Origin of the sequence: Bradyrhizobium acaciae (assembly GCF_020889785.1) — a bacterium.
Lineage (GTDB): Bacteria > Pseudomonadota > Alphaproteobacteria > Rhizobiales > Xanthobacteraceae > Bradyrhizobium > Bradyrhizobium acaciae.
The window spans coordinates 1-17,103 of sequence record NZ_JACMYK010000043.1 but is presented as its reverse complement, the minus strand read 5'-3'; the positions used below and the strand labels follow the sequence as shown (position 1 = coordinate 17,103).

Sequence of the window (17,103 nt, the reverse complement as noted above, 5' to 3'; positions counted from 1 at the left end):
ATGCCCGGGACAAGCCCGGGCATGACGTGAATTTCAGTCGATGCGACGGTCGAGCGTCTTACGCCGTCGCCATGTCCGGGAACACCGCCTCGATCTTGGTCTTCAGCGTGGCGGCGTTGAACGGCTTGACGATGTAGTTGTTCACGCCGGCCTTCTTGGCCGCGATTACGTTCTCGGTCTTGGATTCCGCCGTGATCATGATGAAGGGCGTGGTCGCGAGATTGGGATCGGCGCGGACTTCCTTGAGCAGGTCGTAGCCGGTCATCGGCTCCATGTTCCAGTCGGAAATCACCAGGCCGTACTTCTTGCCGCGCATCTTGTTGAGCGCCGCAGAGCCGTCGGAGGCATCGTCGATATTCTCGAATCCAAGCTGCTTGAGAAGATTCCGGATGATGCGGATCATGGTGCTGTAATCATCAACCACCAGAACCGGCATGGACAAATCAACCGCCATCTTTCCCCCCAAAACCACTGACGCAACTTGGCTTCTGCACAAACGCAGCTTTCCGCCAACGACTAACAGCAGGCGTTAAACAGCGCGTTAACCGGCTGAATCCGGATTGTTACGGATTTGACGCGATTTTCGCTACGCTTGACTTCCACGCCGCCGCCGCGTCACGGTCCGGCGCGCAACAATCATGCTTAAAAATCCTTGAAGAATCCCTGACATGAGCACCGGCTTTACCGTTATCCGCGACAACACCCCCGAAAGCGCCATTCCGAAGGGCGCCGTGGTCGCGATGGGAAATTTCGACGGCGTCCATCTCGGTCACCGCGCCGTGATCGGTGCGGCGCTCGCGATGGGCAAGACGCACGGCGTACCCGCGCTCGCCGTGACCTTCGAGCCGCATCCGCGCAGCTTCTTCAGCCCGAACACCCCGCAATTCCGTCTCACGGACGAGACCAATAAGCTGCGGCTGCTCGCGGCCACCGGGCTCGCCGGCGCCGTCGTCATGACCTTCGACAAGGCCCGCGCCGGGACCACGGCACAGGATTTCATTCACCGTGACCTGATCGAGAGGCTCGGCATCAGCGGCATCGCGGTCGGCTACGACTTCCATTTCGGCAAGGGCCGGGTCGGCTCGCCGAGTCTGTTGGTCAGCGAGGCGCCGCGGCTCGGAATCGAGGTCGACGTGCAGGCCCATGTCGACATCGAGGAACGCCCGGTCTCCTCCAGCGCCATCCGCATGGCGCTCGCCGAGGGCCAGGTCGACGAAGCCACCACGATGCTGGGCGGGCCGTGGTTCGTCACCGGCAAGGTGATCCATGGCGAGAAGCGCGGCCGCGACCTCGGCTACCCCACCGCCAACATCCGCCTCGACAAGCATTGCGGCCTCAAGCACGGCATCTATGCGGTGCGGGTCGGCAAGGCGCAGGGCAACGACAAGGTGCGGTTCGATGGCGTCGCCAGCTTCGGCCGCCGTCCGACCTTCGACAACGGCGCGCCGCTGCTCGAAGTGTTCCTGTTCGACTTCAAGGGCGATCTCTACGACACGGTCCTTGATGTCGCCTTCATCGGTTTCATTCGCGAAGAGCTGAAATTCGACACCATCGAGGCGTTGATACGCCAGATGGATGACGACAGCGCCAAGGCGCGCGCGCACCTCGCCGCCGCGCCGAACGCGTTCCCGCAGCTCGGAGCGATTGATTGAACAAGACTGAAAAGCAAAAAATGCTGGCGGGCGAACTGTATCGCCCGGATGCGGAGATCGCCGCCGACCATACCGCGGCGGAACGCTGGATGGCACGCTACAATGCGTCGGGCGCGTCGTCCGCGGCCGAGTTGAACGCGCTGCTCGCCGAGCGCTTCCACAAGGTCGGCAAGGACGCCATGATCCGCCCGCCGTTCTTCTGCGATTACGGCAGCAATATCAGCCTCGGCGACGGCGTGTTCCTCAACTTCAACTGCGTGATCCTCGACGTGGTCGAGGTCATGATCGGCGATCGCACCCAGATCGGGCCCGCAGTGCAGATCTATACCGCCGACCACCCGCGCGATGCCGAAACCCGCCGCGCCGGGCTGGAATTCGGCCGCCCGATTCGGATCGGGAGCGACGTCTGGATCGGTGGGGGCGCCATCATCCTGCCCGGCGTCACCATCGGCGACGGCGCCCTGGTCGGGGCCGGCAGCGTGGTGACGCGGGACGTCGCCTCAGGGACGATCGTGGCCGGAAATCCGGCCCGGCGGCGGGCGGCCTAGCGGGCACATGCGGTTCTTAACCCGTCACCCCCGCGCAAAGGCTTCGCCTTTGTCGCTGGAGGTGGCCGCTTCTTCAGCGGCCCTCGAAGGGTCGACGGCCACCAGCGGGGCCGTGCACCCTTCGAGGCTCGCAAGAGCTCGCACCTCAGGGTGACGGGTGAAGGTACTTGCTAAGGGGCGGCTCCCTCGGAACAGTCCGCCGGGGGCTTTGCGATTTCCGCGCTCGGCTGCTATGGAAACCCCATGTTTTCGCGGCGCATCATACGGATTAGCGGCCCGGCTTCCGCCTGAGCCTGAAGGCTCGGCGCAAGACCGGGATTTTCGCCGTTTTCACCCGCGATTGACCGCGTATCCGCGCCCGCACCTGCCAAATCAGAGCTTTCATGTCCGACAAGCCGCAAAAGACCGACGCTAACGACTATTCCAAGACCCTTTACCTGCCGCAGACGGAATTCCCGATGCGCGCCGGCCTGCCCCAGCGCGAGCCGGAAATCCTGAAATACTGGAACGACATCGGCCTCTACGACAAGCTCCGCCGGGAAGCCGAGGGCCGCGCCAAATTCGTGCTGCATGACGGCCCGCCCTACGCCAACGGCAACATCCATATCGGGCACGCGCTGAACAAGATCCTCAAGGACGTCGTGACCAAGAGTCAGCAGATGCTCGGCTTCGACTCCAACTACGTGCCGGGCTGGGACTGCCACGGCCTGCCGATCGAATGGAAGATCGAGGAGGAGAACTACCGTTCCAAGGGCAAGCAGAAGCCCGACTTTCGCGATTCCGCCGCGATGGTCGCGTTCCGCCGGGAATGCCGTGCCTATGCGACGCACTGGATCAACGTGCAGCGCGAGGAGTTCAAGCGGCTCGGCATCATCGGCGACTGGGACCATCCCTATCAGACGATGAGCTATCCGGCCGAGGCGCAGATCGCCCGCGAGCTGATGAAGTTCGCCGCCAACGGCACGCTCTATCGCGGCTCCAAGCCCGTGATGTGGAGCGTGGTCGAGAAGACCGCGCTCGCCGAAGCCGAGGTCGAATACGAGGACTACACCTCCGACATGGTGTGGGTGAAATTCCCGGTCACCTCGCCGGCGCATGGCGCGCTCGCCAATGCCTCGGTGGTGATCTGGACCACCACGCCGTGGACGCTGCCCGGCAACCGCGCGATCTCGTTCTCGCCGAAGATCGCCTATGGCCTCTACAGGGTGACGGATGCGCCCGCGGACAATTGGGCGAAGACCGGCGATCTCCTGATCCTGGCCGATGCCCTCGCCGCCGAGGTGTTCAAGCAGGCGCGCGTCACGTCCTATGAGAAGGTCCGCGATATTCCCGGCGACACGTTGGATGCCGTGGAATGCGCTCATCCGTTGAAGGGCTTTGGCGGCGGCTACGAATTCACCGTGCCGCTGCTCGACGGCGAGCATGTCACCGACGACACCGGTACCGGCTTCGTGCACACCGCGCCGAGCCACGGCCGCGAGGACTTCGATGTCTGGACGGCCAACACCCGCGCGCTCGATGCCCGCGGCATCCCGACTGCGATCCCCTACACCGTCGACGAGAACGGCGCCTACACCGCGCAGGCGCCGGGCTTCACGGGAAAACGCGTGCTCAACGACAAGGGCGAGAAGGGCGATGCCAACGAGGCCGTGATCAAGGCGCTGATCGAGGCCGGCAGACTGCTGGCGCGCGGCCGCCTCAAGCACCAGTATCCGCATTCCTGGCGTTCCAAGAAGCCGGTGATCTTCCGCAACACGCCGCAATGGTTCATCGCGATGGACAAGGACATCGCCGAGAACGGCCACGCCAAGAAGGGCGACACGCTGCGCGCCCGCGCGCTGCAGGCGATCTCGGTCACGCAATGGGTGCCGCCGGCCGGCGAGAACCGCATCAACGGCATGATCGCCAACCGCCCGGACTGGGTGATCTCGCGTCAGCGTGCCTGGGGCGTCCCGATCGCCGTGTTCGTGCGCGAGAACGCCGACGGCTCGGCCGAGATCCTGCAGGACGAGGTCGTCAACCAGCGCATCACCGAAGCGTTCATGGAGGAAGGCGCCGACGCCTGGTACATGGACGGCGCCCGCGAGCGCTTCCTCGGGAGCCGCGCATCGGAGAACTGGAAGAAGGTCGACGACATCTGCGACGTCTGGTTCGATTCCGGCTCCACGCACGCCTTCGTGCTGGAAGACCGCCAGAACTTCCCGCAGCTCGGCAACATCGTCCGCAAGATCGACGGCGGCGATGACACCGTGATGTATCTGGAAGGCTCGGACCAGCATCGCGGCTGGTTCCACTCGTCGCTGCTGGAAAGCGCCGGCACCCGCGGGCGGGCGCCGTACGACATCGTGCTGACCCACGGCTTCACGCTCGACGAGAACGGCCGCAAGATGTCGAAGTCGCTCGGCAACACGGTCGAGCCGCAGAAGGTGATCAAGGATTCCGGCGCGGATATCCTGCGCCTGTGGGTGTGCGCCACCGACTATGCCGACGACCAGCGCATCGGCCCGGAGATCCTGAAGAACACCATCGAGACCTATCGCAAGCTGCGCAACTCGATCCGCTGGATGCTCGGCACGCTGCATCACTTCAAGCCGAGCGAGAAGGTCGCCTTTGCCGAGATGCCCGAGCTCGAGCGGCTGATGCTGCACGAACTGGCCGGCCACACCGAGACCATCCGCAAGGCCTATGCCGCGTTCGACTACAAGACCGTGGTCGCAACGCTCGCAGCCTTCATGAACTCCGAGCTGTCGGCGTTCTACTTCGACATCCGCAAGGACACGCTGTATTGCGACCCGCCGTCCTCGGTGGCGCGCAAGGCGGCGCTGACCACGATCGACCTGCTCTGCGACGCGATCCTGAAATGGCTGGCGCCGATCCTGAGCTTCACCACCGACGAAGCCTGGCGGATGTACCGGCCGAACGCCGAGCCTTCGGTGCATCTCACGCTGTTCCCCGAAGGTCTCGAGCAGTTCCGCGACGACACCCTCGCCGCGAAGTGGGAGACGATCCGTAACGTCCGCCGCGTCGTCACCGGTGCGCTCGAGCTTGAACGCGCCGCCAAGCGGATCGGCTCGTCGCTCGAGGCCTCGCCGGTGATCTACGTCGCCGACCGCGCGATGCTGGCAACGCTGTTCGACATCGATCTCGCCGAGGTCTGCATCACCTCGAACTACGAGGTGCGCGAGGGCGAAGCGCCGGCTAACGCCTTCCGCCTCGACGCGGTGCCTGGCGTTGCCGTGGTGGTCGAGAAGGCGGTCGGCACGAAGTGCGCCCGGTCGTGGAAGATCCTCCCCGATATCGGCGCGGATCCCGAGTATCCCGACGTCTCGCCGCGCGACGCGCAGGCACTGCGCGAATGGAAGGCGCTGGGGGTCACGGCCTAACATCCACCGTCGTCCCGGCCTAGTGCGCGCACGGGGCCGGGACCCATAACCACCGCTGTCTCGATGGACGAAGGTTGATGACCCCGAGTCATTCAAACAATACCCGGCACGGCGTATGGGTCCCGGCCTGCGCCGGGACGACGTCAATGGCGGGGCTCCGATGAGTTCCCCCGTTCGCGCCGGTGTGCTGGCGGCGGTCATGACCCTGATTGCCGACCAGGCCTCCAAGCTCTGGCTGCTCCATATCCTCGACATCGTGCATCACGCCCCGGTGCAGGTGACGCCGTTCTTCGACCTGGTGCTGGCCTGGAATCCGGGCATCAGCTTCGGCTGGTTCCAGAGCGAGACCCCGGCGGCCCAGATCCTGCTGATGGCGATCAAGGCCGCCGCCGTGATCGCGCTGGCGATCTGGATGGCGCGCTCCCGGACCTGGCTTGCGACAGTTTCGCTCGGCCTGATCATCGGCGGTGCCATCGGCAACGGCATCGACCGCTTCGCCTATGGCGCGGTGGTCGATTTTGCCCTGTTTCATGTCGAGATCGGTGGAAAAACCTTCAATTGGTACATCTTCAACCTCGCCGACGTGGCGATCGTTGCTGGCGTGGCGGCCCTATTGTATGATTCCGTCATGGGGACCCCCGCCGTAAAAGCGCCCTGATCCCGGCCGATACGAGCCTGTCGGCGCGGTTGACCTGCACCCAGCGGAACTGAGCGCTAAGCCAGTGATCGCCTTGGCGAATTTTGAGATGGGAATAGCGCGATGCGCAACACCAAAGCCCGCGGTTACCTGATCGAGACGTCCCGGCTGCCGCTGATGCGCGGCCTGCATCTGGCATTCGTCGCGGCCGGAATCGGCCTGGTCATGACGGCCGGTCCGGTGCGTGCCGGCGACGATGACGACGACGGCGATGACGGGCTGACCTTCGAAGAACGGATCGTCGACAATCTGATGACCGGTCTCGGCGCCAAGAGCGCGGCCAGCAAGGGCATCGACTACCGCGAGCGCTCGCCGCTGGTGGTGCCGCCCAAGCTCGACCTGCCCCCGCCCTCCTCGGCCGCCCAGGTCAACGCGCCGAACTGGCCGAAAGACCCTGATATCGCCGCGCGCAAGGCCGCGATCGCGGCGCGCAAGAAGGAAGTGAAGAAGGAGCCGTGGCAGTCGGCGGTGGCGTTGACACCGGCCGAGATCGAGGCGGGCCGCAAGCAGCAGACCGCCACCGACGGCCGGAAGGAGCCAATCGAGCCCGGCGTAAGCACCAATCCGTCGCTGATGCCGAACCAGCTCGGTTACACCGGCGGTCTGCTCGGCATATTCAAGGGAAACAGCAGCGAGTCCAAGCCGTTCAAGGGCGAGCCGACGCGCGAATCCCTGACCGAGCCGCCGCCGGGCTACCAGACGCCGTCCACGGGCTTTGCCTATGGCACAGGCCCGATGCTGCCGGTGGGAAAAGAGGGCCAGTATGACGTCATGACCGGAAAACCGGTGCAGTGATCGATTGGCGTGATCTGTTGCCGTGACCTCTTGGCGTGATCGCTTGGCGATATCTCTTGGTTCGATCTCTTGGCGCGATCTTTTGGCCTCCGCGGGCGAAGGCTGACATGAGCAAAGCTTAATGCGGGGAGACCTGCGTCTCTCCGGTTCGTGACGACGGGCACGGGCGCGACCGTGTACGATGGCCTGCTTTCACGTCCCGGCCGTATGTCCGGGCTTTCATAAGGACCGTGATGCGCTCTCGCTCGATTGCCCTGTTTGCTGCGGCATTTGTTTCAACAATCCCGCTGACGGGCGCCAGCCTCCGCGCCCAGACCACCGTCACCTCGGAACGTCCCGCCAGCTTCACGCTCGACAACGGCCTGCAGGTCGTGGTGATCCCCGATCACCGCACGCCCGTCGTCACGCAGATGATCTGGTACAAGGTGGGCTCCGCCGACGAGACGCCCGGCAAATCGGGCCTTGCGCATTTCCTCGAGCATCTGATGTTCAAGGGGACCGCCAAGCACCCGGCCGGCGAGTTCTCGCAGACCGTGCTGCGCGTCGGCGGCAACGAGAACGCCTTCACCTCCAGCGACTACACCGGCTACTTCCAGCGCGTGCCGCGCGAGCAGCTGCCCACCATGATGGAGTTCGAGGCCGACCGCATGACCGGCCTGATCCTCAAGGACGAGAACGTGCTGCCGGAGCGCGACGTCGTGCTCGAGGAGTTCAACATGCGGGTTGCCAACAACCCGGATGCCCGGCTCACCGAGCAGATCATGGCCGCGCTCTATCTCAACCATCCCTACGGCCGGCCGGTGATCGGCTGGCACCAGGAGATCGAGAAGCTCGACCGCGAGGATGCGCTCGCCTTCTACCGGCGCTTCTACGCGCCGAACAACGCGATCCTGGTCATCGCCGGTGACGTCGACGCCAAGGATATCCGCCCGCTGGTCGAGAAGAATTTCGGCCCGATCCCGGCGCAACGTGCGATCTCCGAGAAGCGCGTCCGGCCGCAGGAACCGACGCCGGCCGCACCACGCACAGTGACGCTGTCGGATCCGCGTGTCGAGCAGCCGAGCTGGCGCCGCTCTTACCTGGTGCCGTCGGCGACAACCGGGGCGGCAGGCGAGAGCCAGACGCTCGACGTGCTCGCGCAATTGATGGGCGGCGGCGCCAATTCCTATCTCTACCGCGCGCTGGTGATCGACAAGGGTCTCGCAATCTCGACCGGCGCCGGCTACCAGGGCACCGCGCTCGATCCGTCGCAATTCTCGATCTCGGTGACGCCGAAGCCGGGCGTCGAATTCGCGCAGATCGAGGACGCGATCGACAAGGTGATCGCCGACCTCGCACAGAACCCCGCGCGCGCCGAGGATCTCGAGCGGGTCAAGACCCAGCTCATCGCGGAGGCGATCTACGCCCAGGACAACCAGGCGACGCTGGCGCGCTGGTATGGCGGCGCGCTGACCACCGGGCTCAGCATCGACGACATCAGGAGCTGGCCGGAACGGATTCGCGCCGTCACCGCCGAGCAGGTGCGCACTGCTGCCGCCACCTGGCTCGACAAGAAGCGATCGGTGACCGGCTATCTGATCAAGGATACCGCGCCGAAACGCGAGGAGAAGCGCTCGTGACCTATTCCCTCACCCGCCGCGCGGCGCTGATCGGCGGCGCCTGCGCCGCGCTGCTGACACTGTCATCGGCTCCCTCGCAGGCCGCGGCCAAGATCCAGCGGCTGGTGTCGCCCGGCGGCATCGAGGCGTGGTTCGTGCAGGATGCGACCGTGCCGCTGATCGCGATGGAATATTCCTTCAGCGGCGGCGCCAGCCAGGATCCGCCCGGCAAGCCCGGCGTCGGCAATCTGGTCGCCGACCTGCTCGACGAGGGCTCCGGCGATCTCGATTCCAAGACCTATCATGAGCGGCTCGAGCGCCGCGCCATCGAGCTGAGCTTCGCAGCGAACCGCGATCAATTCCGTGGCTCGCTGCGCATGCTCAAGGACAACAAGGACGAAGCCTACGACCTGCTGCGGATGGCGCTGACCTCGCCGCACTTCGAGGCCAAGGACGTCGAGCGCATCCGCGCCCAGGTGATCTCGAACCTGCGCCGCGAATCGACCAATCCGTCGTCGCTGGCCGGCCGCAAGTTCCTCGAGCTCGCATTCGGCGATCATCCCTATGCCAGAACGGCCACCGGCACGCTGGAGAGCGTGCCGACGATCGAGATATCGGACCTGAAGGAATATACCCGCCGCATCGTCGCGAAGGACACGCTGCGCATCGCCGTGGTCGGCGACGTCGACCCGGAGACGCTCGGCAAGCTGCTCGACAAGACCTTCGGCAGCCTGCCGGCGAAGGCCGAATTGACGCCGATTATCGACGTCGTGGCGGCCAAGCCGCCGCAGCGCGCCTTTGTTCCGCTCGACGTGCCGCAAACCGTCGTCACCTTCGGCGGCCCCGGCATCAACCGGCATGACCCGGACTTCATGGCCGCCTATGTGGTGAACCACATTCTCGGCGGCGGCGGGCTGTCGTCGCGGCTCTACAAGGAAGTGCGCGAGAAGCGCGGGCTGGCCTATTCGATCTACGAATCGCTGCTCTGGATGGACCACTCCGCACTGTTCATCGGCAACACCGGCACCCGCGCCGACCGCGCCGGACAGACCGTCGATGCGATCGATGCGGAAATCCGCCGCATCGCCGAGGACGGTCCGACGCAGCAGGAGCTCGACGAGGCGAAGTCGTATCTGAAGGGCTCGCAGATGCTGGCGCTCGACACCTCCTCCAAGCTCGCGCAGGCGATGCTGCAATACCAGCTCGACAAGCTGCCGATCGACTACATCGAGAAGCGCAATGCCATCGTCGATGCGGTGACGCTCGACGACGCCAAGCGGGTGGCCAGGAAGCTCTGGGGTAACGGCCTGCTCACCGTGATCGTCGGCCGCGCCCCGCAAGCCGCCGCGCAACCGGCGTCGGCGCCGCCGAAGGCGGACTGACGCGGTTCGGGGCGCATTCGCGTCCTCATACGCACCACCGTTGCGGCCACCCCTCTCCCCACCCTCCCCCGCAAGGGGGGAGGGAGCCTGAGAGGCGTGCTCACCTCGCGTCGCGTGATGGCGGGCCTTTCACGTCCGGCAGGTAAGGGACGCGCGAACGGATGGGCCCCCTCCCCCCTTGCGGGGGAGGGTTGGGGAGAGGGGTAAGCCACATACTCCGACAGATGACGTAACGGCCCCATACCAACACCGCCCGAGCACGCCCAGCACAAACCCGCTATCCTGCGGCCGCCGATTCTTCCCTCCGGGTGATGTCATGCTGCGGGTGTCCCGCGACCTTACGATCGACGAGAACGACATTGAGATCGTGTTTGTCCGCGCCTCCGGTCCGGGCGGGCAGAATGTCAACAAGGTCTCGACCGCAGCGCAGCTCCGCTTCGACACGCACAAGATCGCGCTGCCGGCGGACGCGGCGCAGCGGCTGGCGCGGCTTGCCGGCAGCCGCATGACCAAGGACGGCGTGATCGTGATCCAGGCGTTTCGTTTCCGCACCCAGGAACGCAATCGCGCCGACGCGATCGAGCGGCTGCTCGAGATGTTGAGGGAAGCAATGGTGCGGCCGACACCGCGGCGGCCGACCAAGCCGACGTTCGGCTCCAAGCAGCGCCGGCTCGAAGGCAAGAAGCGCCGCAGCGACGTCAAGGCGGGCCGCGGCGCGCGCCGTTTCGACGACTAAGAACGCCGGACGCAGCGCACGCGGCGCTGCATCCGGGATCCGATCATCGCGCGTCAGTACTTCTTGGTTGCGGGCGCCATCTCGGAACCACCTGATTTCGGTGACGCTGCGTGGCCGCTGCTGCTGCCGACCGTTCCCTTGCTGCCCGACTTGGCGCTGGTGCCGCTCTTCTGCGGCGGCGAAGTCGGCTGCGCGGCCATTTCCTCATCGCCGCTGCCGGACATGCCGCCGCCCTGTTGCACGGTCCCCGCGCCCGCTGCACCGCCGCGAAGCTGGGTATTCGGTGTGGCCCCGCCCTGTGCCAGGACGGGGCCGGCCATCGCGGCCGCGATGGCAAGGGCGAGCACGCTGGTTTTTGCAAACGTCATCCATTTCTCCTGGACTTTAATTGACGATGGAAGGAGCGACGCAGGTCGTGCGCCGTTTGCAGCGCCGACCCTAAACCCCATCGTGCGAGACTGAATTTCCGCAAACGGCGCACACGCAATGCAAACTGCGTCGTGTGGTGATCGTGCAGGGATTTCGCGGTCATTTTGCGAAATTGTCGTCCGCATATGCGGCAACCACCGGTTCCGCGCCGGATCACCGCCCATCTTTGTTCTGCTGTGAAACAGCCCGCTACTACCAACGGCTGATTTCAGGCCCCTACAGTCACTGCACAGAGGCGGTGATGTATATGACAAAGCTGCGCGCAGGGTGGACGGCAAGGTGGACGTTTGCGCCGGGATTTTGGGCGCTGGGATTTTGCAGCGCAATGCTTGCAGTGCAAAGCGCGAATGCGCAGATGCCATTGCCTGCCGCCAAGCCGCCCGATGGGGCGACGCTGTTCAAGCAGCAATGCGCGACCTGCCACACGACAAATACGTCGGATCCCGTGCGGCAGGGACCATCGCTCCACAAGATCGTCGGCCGCCATGCCGGCAAGGCTGACGGCTTCAAATATTCCGCGGGCTTCGCCAACACCGATTTCGTCTGGGACGACGCCAGGCTCGATGCCTGGTTGACCAATCCGCAAGAGGTGATCCCCGGCGCCGTGATGGCCTATCGGCAGGCCAAACCGGAAACCCGCGCCATGATCATCGCCTACCTGAAGGAGCTGAACTGAATGGCGAAACCCGTGCATTCGATGATCCGCGTGTTCGACGAGTCCAGGGCGCTCGATTTCTATCGTCGCGCGTTCGGCCTCGAGATTGCGGACAATCTGCGCTTTGCCGATTTCGCGCTGATCTATCTGCGCCATCCCTCCTCGCCGTTCGAGGTCGAGCTCACGGTCAATTTCGATCGCAAGGAGCCCTACACGCTCGGCGACGGCTACGGCCATCTCGCCGTCGTGGTCGATGACGTCGATGCCGAGCACGCGCGCTTCGAGAAGGAGAAACTGTCGCCCGGGCCGCTGCGCGATTTCAAGCATGACGGCCGGACGCTGGCGCGCTTCTTCTTCGTCTCCGATCCCGACGGCTACAAGATCGAGGTGATCCAGCGCGGCGGGCGCTTCGGTTAATCCAATTACAAAAATGTCTATGGAGGAAACCAATGAGAGAGATCGATCGACGCAGCAAATATGACCGGCGTGTTTTTCTCAAGGGCGCGGCCGTCACCGCACCAGCAGTCGCGATCGCGACATCCACCGGGCTCGGCATTACCGATGCATGGGCCGACGAAGCGGGCACGCTGACACCGGCAACGATGAAGACGCTGTTGAAGATGGCGCGCGACATCTATCCGCACGATTTCCTCGGCGACAGCTACTACATATCAGCGGTCAAGCCGTGGGATGACAAGGCCGCCAAGGATCCGGCCGTCAAATCGCTGATCAATGACGGCGTCGCGCGGCTCGATCAGGAAGCCAACGAGCGCCACAAGATGCCCTACGCCCAGGTCGCCTGGGAAAACGATCGCGTCGCGCTGCTGCAACGGATCGAGGAGAGCGCGTTCTTCCAGAAGATCCGCGGCGATCTCATCGCTTCGCTCTACAACAACAAGGAGGTGTGGCCGCGGTTCGGCTACGAGGGCTCCTCCGCAGAGCACGGCGGCTACATCAAGCGCGGCTTCGCCGACATCGACTGGCTGCCGAAGGCCTGAAGCGGACAACGTCGGGAGGACACAATGGCAAAATTCGATCTGAATGACAGCGGCGTTGTCGTGATCGTCGGCTCCGGTGCCGGCGGCGGAACGCTCGGCAATGAACTGGCGCAGAAGGGCATCAAGGTCGTGATCCTGGAAGCCGGACCGCGCATCGAGAACCAGGACTTCATCAACGATGAATGGGACAGCTTCGGCCAGCTCGCCTGGTCGGACATGCGCACGACGTCCGGCAGCTGGCGCGTCCACAAGGACTTCCCCAATATTCCAGCCTGGATCGTCAAGGCGGTCGGCGGATCCACCGTGCACTGGGCCGGCGCCTCGCTCCGCTTCGACGAGCACGAGTTCAAGATCAAGTCGGCTTACGGCAACATCCCCGGCGCCAATCTGCTGGACTGGCCGATCACGCTCGCCGAGATGGAGCCCTATTACGCCAAGGCCGAGAACAAGATGGGCGTCACCCGCACCAACGGCATTCCCGGACTTCCCGGCAACAATAATTTCAAGGTGCTGGAAGCCGGCGCCAAGAAGCTCGGCTACAAGGAGGTGCACACCGGACGAATGGCGATCAACAGCGAGCCGCGCGACGGCCGCGGCTCCTGCCAGCAGATCGGCTTCTGCTTCCAGGGCTGCAAGTCCGGCGCCAAATGGTCGACGCTCTACACCGAGATCCCGAAGGGCGAAGCCACCGGCAATCTCGAGGTGCGCCCCGGGAGCATGGTGATCAAGATCGAGCACGACCAATCCGGCAAGGTGACCGGCGTGGTCTATGCGGATGAGACCGGCGCGATGCAGCGCCAGAAGGCGCGCGTCGTCGCGGTCGCCGGCAACTCGATCGAGAGCCCGCGGCTGCTGCTCAACAGCGCCTCCAGCATGTTCCCGGATGGGCTTGCCAACTCATCCGGCCAGGTCGGTCGCAACTATTTGCGGCACATGACCGGCAGCGTGTATGCGACTTTCGAAAAATCGGTGCACATGTATCGCGGCACCACGATGGCCGGCATCATCCGCGACGAAGCGAAGAACGATCCGAAGCGCGGCTTCGTCGGCGGCTACGAGATGGAGACGCTGTCGCTCGGCCTGCCCTTCATGGCCGCGTTCCTCAATCCCGGCGCCTGGGGCCGCAGCTTCACCAGCGCCATGGAAGGCTATCCGCGGATGGCCGGCATGTGGCTGGTCGGCGAGGATCTGCCGCAGGAGACGAACCGCGTCACGCTGGATCCGAACATCAAGGACAAGTTCGGCATGCCGGTCGCCAGCGTGCATTTCGACGACCATCCGAACGACGTCGCGATGCGCGATCACGCCTACAAGCAGGGCGCGGCGGTCTATGAGGCGGTCGGCGCCACCGTGACCTATCCGACGCCGCCCTATCCCTCGACCCACAACATGGGCACCAACCGGATGAGCGAGAAGCCGCGCGACGGCGTGGTCAACAAGTTCGGCCAGAGCCACGACATCAAGAACCTGTTCGTGTCCGACGGCAGCCAGTTCACGAGCGGAGCTGCCTGCAACCCGACCCTGACCATCGTCTCGCTGGCGATCCGGCAGGCCGACACCATCGCCGGCGCGATGCAGCGCAAGGAGATCTAGGACTCTGAAAGGCGAGCTTCGGTCTGATCTCGATCAGAACCGAAGCCTGAGTTCCCTCGCAACTCAAACGGCCTTGTCCTGCCCAGGACAAGGCCGCTGTTTTCTGCACGATGAATCCGAAAGCTTATTCCGCGGCGTCGAGGATCGGCTGGCCCTGGAATGCGGGCGCCGCAGCTACGCTCTGCGAGCGATAGATCAGGCAGCAGCACCGCAACAGCGATGCGAAATTATTGACCTCGCCATGATGGTCGAGAACTTCGCCATACAGCGTGGTGACGAACTTCGCGACGCTCATCCCCTCCTTGGCCGCGATCTCCTCCAGCGTGTCCCAGAACGACATTTCCAGCCGGATCGAGGTGCAATGACCACCGATCCGCAGCGACCGGGTCTGCGACTCATAATTGCGCTGCGGCTGGTGCGAGAACAAATGGCACATGGCTATCCTCCCGATCGAATTATAGTTTTTCTAAACGATATACCCCCGCATGCGGCGTCACAATCGCCACGTAGGGCGTAGCCGGCGCACACGCGAAGGTGAGTGTCTTCAAGGCGATAGGCCGGCTCCATCCCCAGCTATAGCCAGCTATTCGCGGACCGCCCCATGCATTTGGCCGACGAGCCGACTAGAATGGCGCCGACCCTCGAATCTCCGTCCGATCGCGCAATCCATGCCCGTCCGCCAGCTCCCCGAACAGCTCGTCAACCGCATCGCCGCCGGCGAAGTGGTCGAACGCCCCGCGAGCGTGGTCAAGGAACTGGTCGAGAACGCGATCGACGCCGGCGCGAGCCGGATCGACATCTTCACCGACGGCGGCGGCCGGCGCCGGATCGGCATCACCGACGACGGCGGCGGCATGACGCGGTCAGACCTTGCGCTCGCGGTCGACCGCCATGCCACCTCCAAGCTCGACGATGAAGACCTGCTGCGCATCCGCACGCTCGGGTTCCGCGGCGAGGCGCTGCCGTCGATCGGCGCGGTCGCCAAGCTCGGCATCACCACGCGCCATGCCGGCGAGCCGCACGCCTGGTCGCTGTCGGTCGAGGGTGGCGAGAAGTCGGAAGTCATGCCGGCCGCACTCGGCCAGGGCACCCGCGTCGAGGTCAACGAACTGTTCTACGCAACGCCGGCGCGGTTGAAATTCCTCAAGACCGACCGCACCGAGGCGGAAGCGATCCGCGAAGTGGTGCGGCGGCTCGGCATGGCGCGCCCCGACATCGCCTTCACGCTGGCGGGCGAAGAGCGCGCGCCGGTCACCTGGGCCGCAGCACTTCCCGGCGCGGCAGGCCGGCTGACGCGGCTCGGCGATATCCTGGGCGCGGATTTTCGCGCCAGCGCGATCGAGGTGCGCGCCGAGCGCGAGGGCGTCGTGGTCGAGGGCTTTGCCGCCGCGCCGTCGCTGACCCGTGCCAATGCGCTCGGACAATATCTGTTCGTCAACGGCCGTCCGGTGCGCGACAAGCTGATCCTCGGCGCCGTGCGCGCGGCCTATTCCGATTATCTGCCGCGCGACCGCCATCCCGTGGTGGCGCTGTTTGTGACCTGCGACCCGCAAGAGGTCGACGCCAATGTGCATCCGGCCAAGACCGAGGTGCGCTTCCGCAATGCCGGCCTGGTGCGCGCGCTGATCGTGCACGCCCTGAAGGAGGGCCTTGCGCGCGAAGGCAGGCGCACCGCCGCCAACACCGCCGACGGCGCCACGCTCTCGGCATTCCGCACGGCCTTCACGCCGCCGCGCCCGAGCAATTGGGACTGGCGCGGCTCGCCGTCATATCCGGTCAATCCGACGCGTTCGTTCGATGGCGCGGCGGCGCCCGCCTTCGCCGAGCCCGGACAGGCCGCCTTCGACGTCGCGCGCCGACCGCCGATGTGCGCTTCGAGACCGCGCCCACGCCCGACATGCTCGACCGGCCGCTGGGCGCCGCGCGCACCCAGATCCACGAGACCTACATCGTGTCGCAGACCCGCGATGGCCTCATCGTGGTGGACCAGCACGCGGCGCATGAGCGCATCGTCTATGAGAAGCTGAAGGCCTCGCTGGCGAAGAACGGCGTGCAGCGGCAGATCCTGTTGATCCCCGAGATCGTCGAGCTCGATGAAGCGACCGTCGAAAAGCTGCTCGATCGCGCCGAGGAGTTGGCCTCGTTCGGGCTCGCGATCGAATCCTTCGGACCCGGCGCGGTCGCCGTGCGCGAGACGCCTTCGCTGCTCGGCAAGGCCAATGCGGCCGGTCTGTTACGCGACCTCGCCGAGCACATGGCTGAATGGGACGAGGCGCTGCCGCTGGAGCGCCGGCTGATGCATGTCGCCGCCACCATGGCCTGCCACGGCTCGGTCCGCGCCGGGAGACGCCTCAAGCCGGAAGAGATGAACGCGCTGCTGCGCGAGATGGAAGACACGCCGAACTCCGGCCAGTGCAACCACGGCCGGCCGACCTATGTCGAGTTGAAGCTGAGCGATATCGAGAAGCTGTTCGGGCGGCGGTAGTCTCGATGCCCGTCGTCCCGGGCAAGCCAACGGGTCGGCGCGCAGCGCCGCCCGATGACAGGCTCCGCGCGACCTGGGACCCAATAGCCACGAAGGCATCCGCTGAGAAAGGCTGGGACCCTAGAGCGGGATGGGTTTTGGTTGAATCGGCC

At 65.1% G+C, this 17,103-nt stretch carries 15 protein-coding genes and 1 pseudogene; 13 read left to right on the top strand and 3 right to left on the bottom strand.

Annotated features, from left to right (window positions below; genetic code table 11):
* Nucleotides 1-58: 58 nt before the first annotated feature.
* Complete coding sequence (locus H8A92_RS18380; protein WP_016844467.1) at nt 59-454, bottom strand: response regulator; 396 nt, start codon at nt 452-454, stop codon at nt 59-61.
* Between the two features lie 214 nt (nt 455-668).
* Between H8A92_RS18380 and H8A92_RS18375 the strand changes: the two genes are divergently transcribed.
* From H8A92_RS18375 to arfB, 8 genes are all read left to right on the top strand, one after another.
* Nucleotides 669-1,652 carry a bifunctional riboflavin kinase/FAD synthetase gene (locus H8A92_RS18375; protein WP_229197077.1) on the top strand — a complete coding sequence of 328 codons (984 nt, stop codon included), beginning with the start codon at nt 669-671 and terminating at the stop codon, nt 1,650-1,652.
* Nucleotides 1,649-2,200, top strand: a complete 552-nt coding sequence (locus tag H8A92_RS18370; RefSeq protein ID WP_229197076.1) for a sugar O-acetyltransferase — start codon at nt 1,649-1,651, stop codon at nt 2,198-2,200. Before H8A92_RS18375 ends, H8A92_RS18370 begins: the two co-directional genes overlap by 4 nt.
* 383 nt (nt 2,201-2,583) lie before the next feature.
* Nucleotides 2,584-5,583 (top strand): isoleucine--tRNA ligase, encoded by a 3,000-nt coding sequence (gene ileS, locus H8A92_RS18365; protein ID WP_229197075.1) that lies wholly within the window; start codon nt 2,584-2,586, stop codon nt 5,581-5,583.
* A gap of 160 nt (nt 5,584-5,743) precedes the next feature.
* A complete protein-coding gene (gene lspA, locus H8A92_RS18360; protein ID WP_229197074.1) occupies nt 5,744-6,241 on the top strand; it encodes a signal peptidase II in 498 nt (165 codons plus the stop codon).
* Nucleotides 6,242-6,343: 102 nt separating this feature from the next.
* The gene (locus tag H8A92_RS18355; RefSeq protein WP_229197073.1) at nt 6,344-7,075 is read left to right on the top strand and encodes a hypothetical protein; all 732 of its coding nucleotides are present in this window, start codon (nt 6,344-6,346) and stop codon (nt 7,073-7,075) included.
* 233 nt (nt 7,076-7,308) lie between these two features.
* On the top strand, nt 7,309-8,694 hold the full coding sequence (locus tag H8A92_RS18350; protein ID WP_233285520.1) for a M16 family metallopeptidase: 1,386 nt from the start codon (nt 7,309-7,311) through the stop codon (nt 8,692-8,694).
* Complete coding sequence (locus H8A92_RS18345) at nt 8,691-10,055, top strand: M16 family metallopeptidase (protein ID WP_229197071.1); 1,365 nt, start codon at nt 8,691-8,693, stop codon at nt 10,053-10,055. The genes H8A92_RS18350 and H8A92_RS18345 overlap by 4 nt, the downstream gene beginning before the upstream one ends.
* 316 nt (nt 10,056-10,371) lie before the next feature.
* Nucleotides 10,372-10,791: an alternative ribosome rescue aminoacyl-tRNA hydrolase ArfB gene (gene arfB, locus H8A92_RS18340; RefSeq protein ID WP_229197070.1), complete on the top strand. Its 420-nt coding sequence runs from the start codon at nt 10,372-10,374 to the stop codon at nt 10,789-10,791.
* A 53-nt stretch (nt 10,792-10,844) separates the two neighbouring features.
* On the opposite strand, the gene H8A92_RS18335 is transcribed toward arfB, so the two are convergent.
* Nucleotides 10,845-11,159: a hypothetical protein gene (locus H8A92_RS18335; RefSeq protein ID WP_229197069.1), complete on the bottom strand. Its 315-nt coding sequence runs from the start codon at nt 11,157-11,159 to the stop codon at nt 10,845-10,847.
* Between the two features lie 416 nt (nt 11,160-11,575).
* Here H8A92_RS18335 and H8A92_RS18330 point away from each other — a divergent pair, with 416 nt between their 5' ends.
* Genes H8A92_RS18330 through H8A92_RS18315 form a run of 4 tightly spaced genes read left to right on the top strand, consistent with a single transcriptional unit; the run spans nt 11,576 to nt 14,466 of the window.
* Nucleotides 11,576-11,896 carry a c-type cytochrome gene (locus H8A92_RS18330; protein WP_229197104.1) on the top strand — a complete coding sequence of 107 codons (321 nt, stop codon included), beginning with the start codon at nt 11,576-11,578 and terminating at the stop codon, nt 11,894-11,896.
* Nucleotides 11,897-12,292 (top strand): VOC family protein, encoded by a 396-nt coding sequence (locus H8A92_RS18325; protein WP_229197068.1) that lies wholly within the window; start codon nt 11,897-11,899, stop codon nt 12,290-12,292.
* Nucleotides 12,293-12,324: 32 nt separating this feature from the next.
* Nucleotides 12,325-12,873 carry a gluconate 2-dehydrogenase subunit 3 family protein gene (locus H8A92_RS18320; RefSeq protein ID WP_229197067.1) on the top strand — a complete coding sequence of 183 codons (549 nt, stop codon included), beginning with the start codon at nt 12,325-12,327 and terminating at the stop codon, nt 12,871-12,873.
* Between the two features lie 24 nt (nt 12,874-12,897).
* Nucleotides 12,898-14,466: a GMC family oxidoreductase gene (locus H8A92_RS18315; RefSeq protein WP_229187842.1), complete on the top strand. Its 1,569-nt coding sequence runs from the start codon at nt 12,898-12,900 to the stop codon at nt 14,464-14,466.
* Between the two features lie 124 nt (nt 14,467-14,590).
* On the opposite strand, the gene H8A92_RS18310 is transcribed toward H8A92_RS18315, so the two are convergent.
* The gene (locus H8A92_RS18310) at nt 14,591-14,902 is read right to left on the bottom strand and encodes a ribbon-helix-helix domain-containing protein (protein WP_229197066.1); all 312 of its coding nucleotides are present in this window, start codon (nt 14,900-14,902) and stop codon (nt 14,591-14,593) included.
* 232 nt (nt 14,903-15,134) lie between these two features.
* On the opposite strand from H8A92_RS18310, the pseudogene mutL reads away from it, so the two are divergent.
* Nucleotides 15,135-16,951: pseudogene (gene mutL, locus H8A92_RS18305) on the top strand (DNA mismatch repair endonuclease MutL).
* Nucleotides 16,952-17,103: the final 152 nt, after the last annotated feature.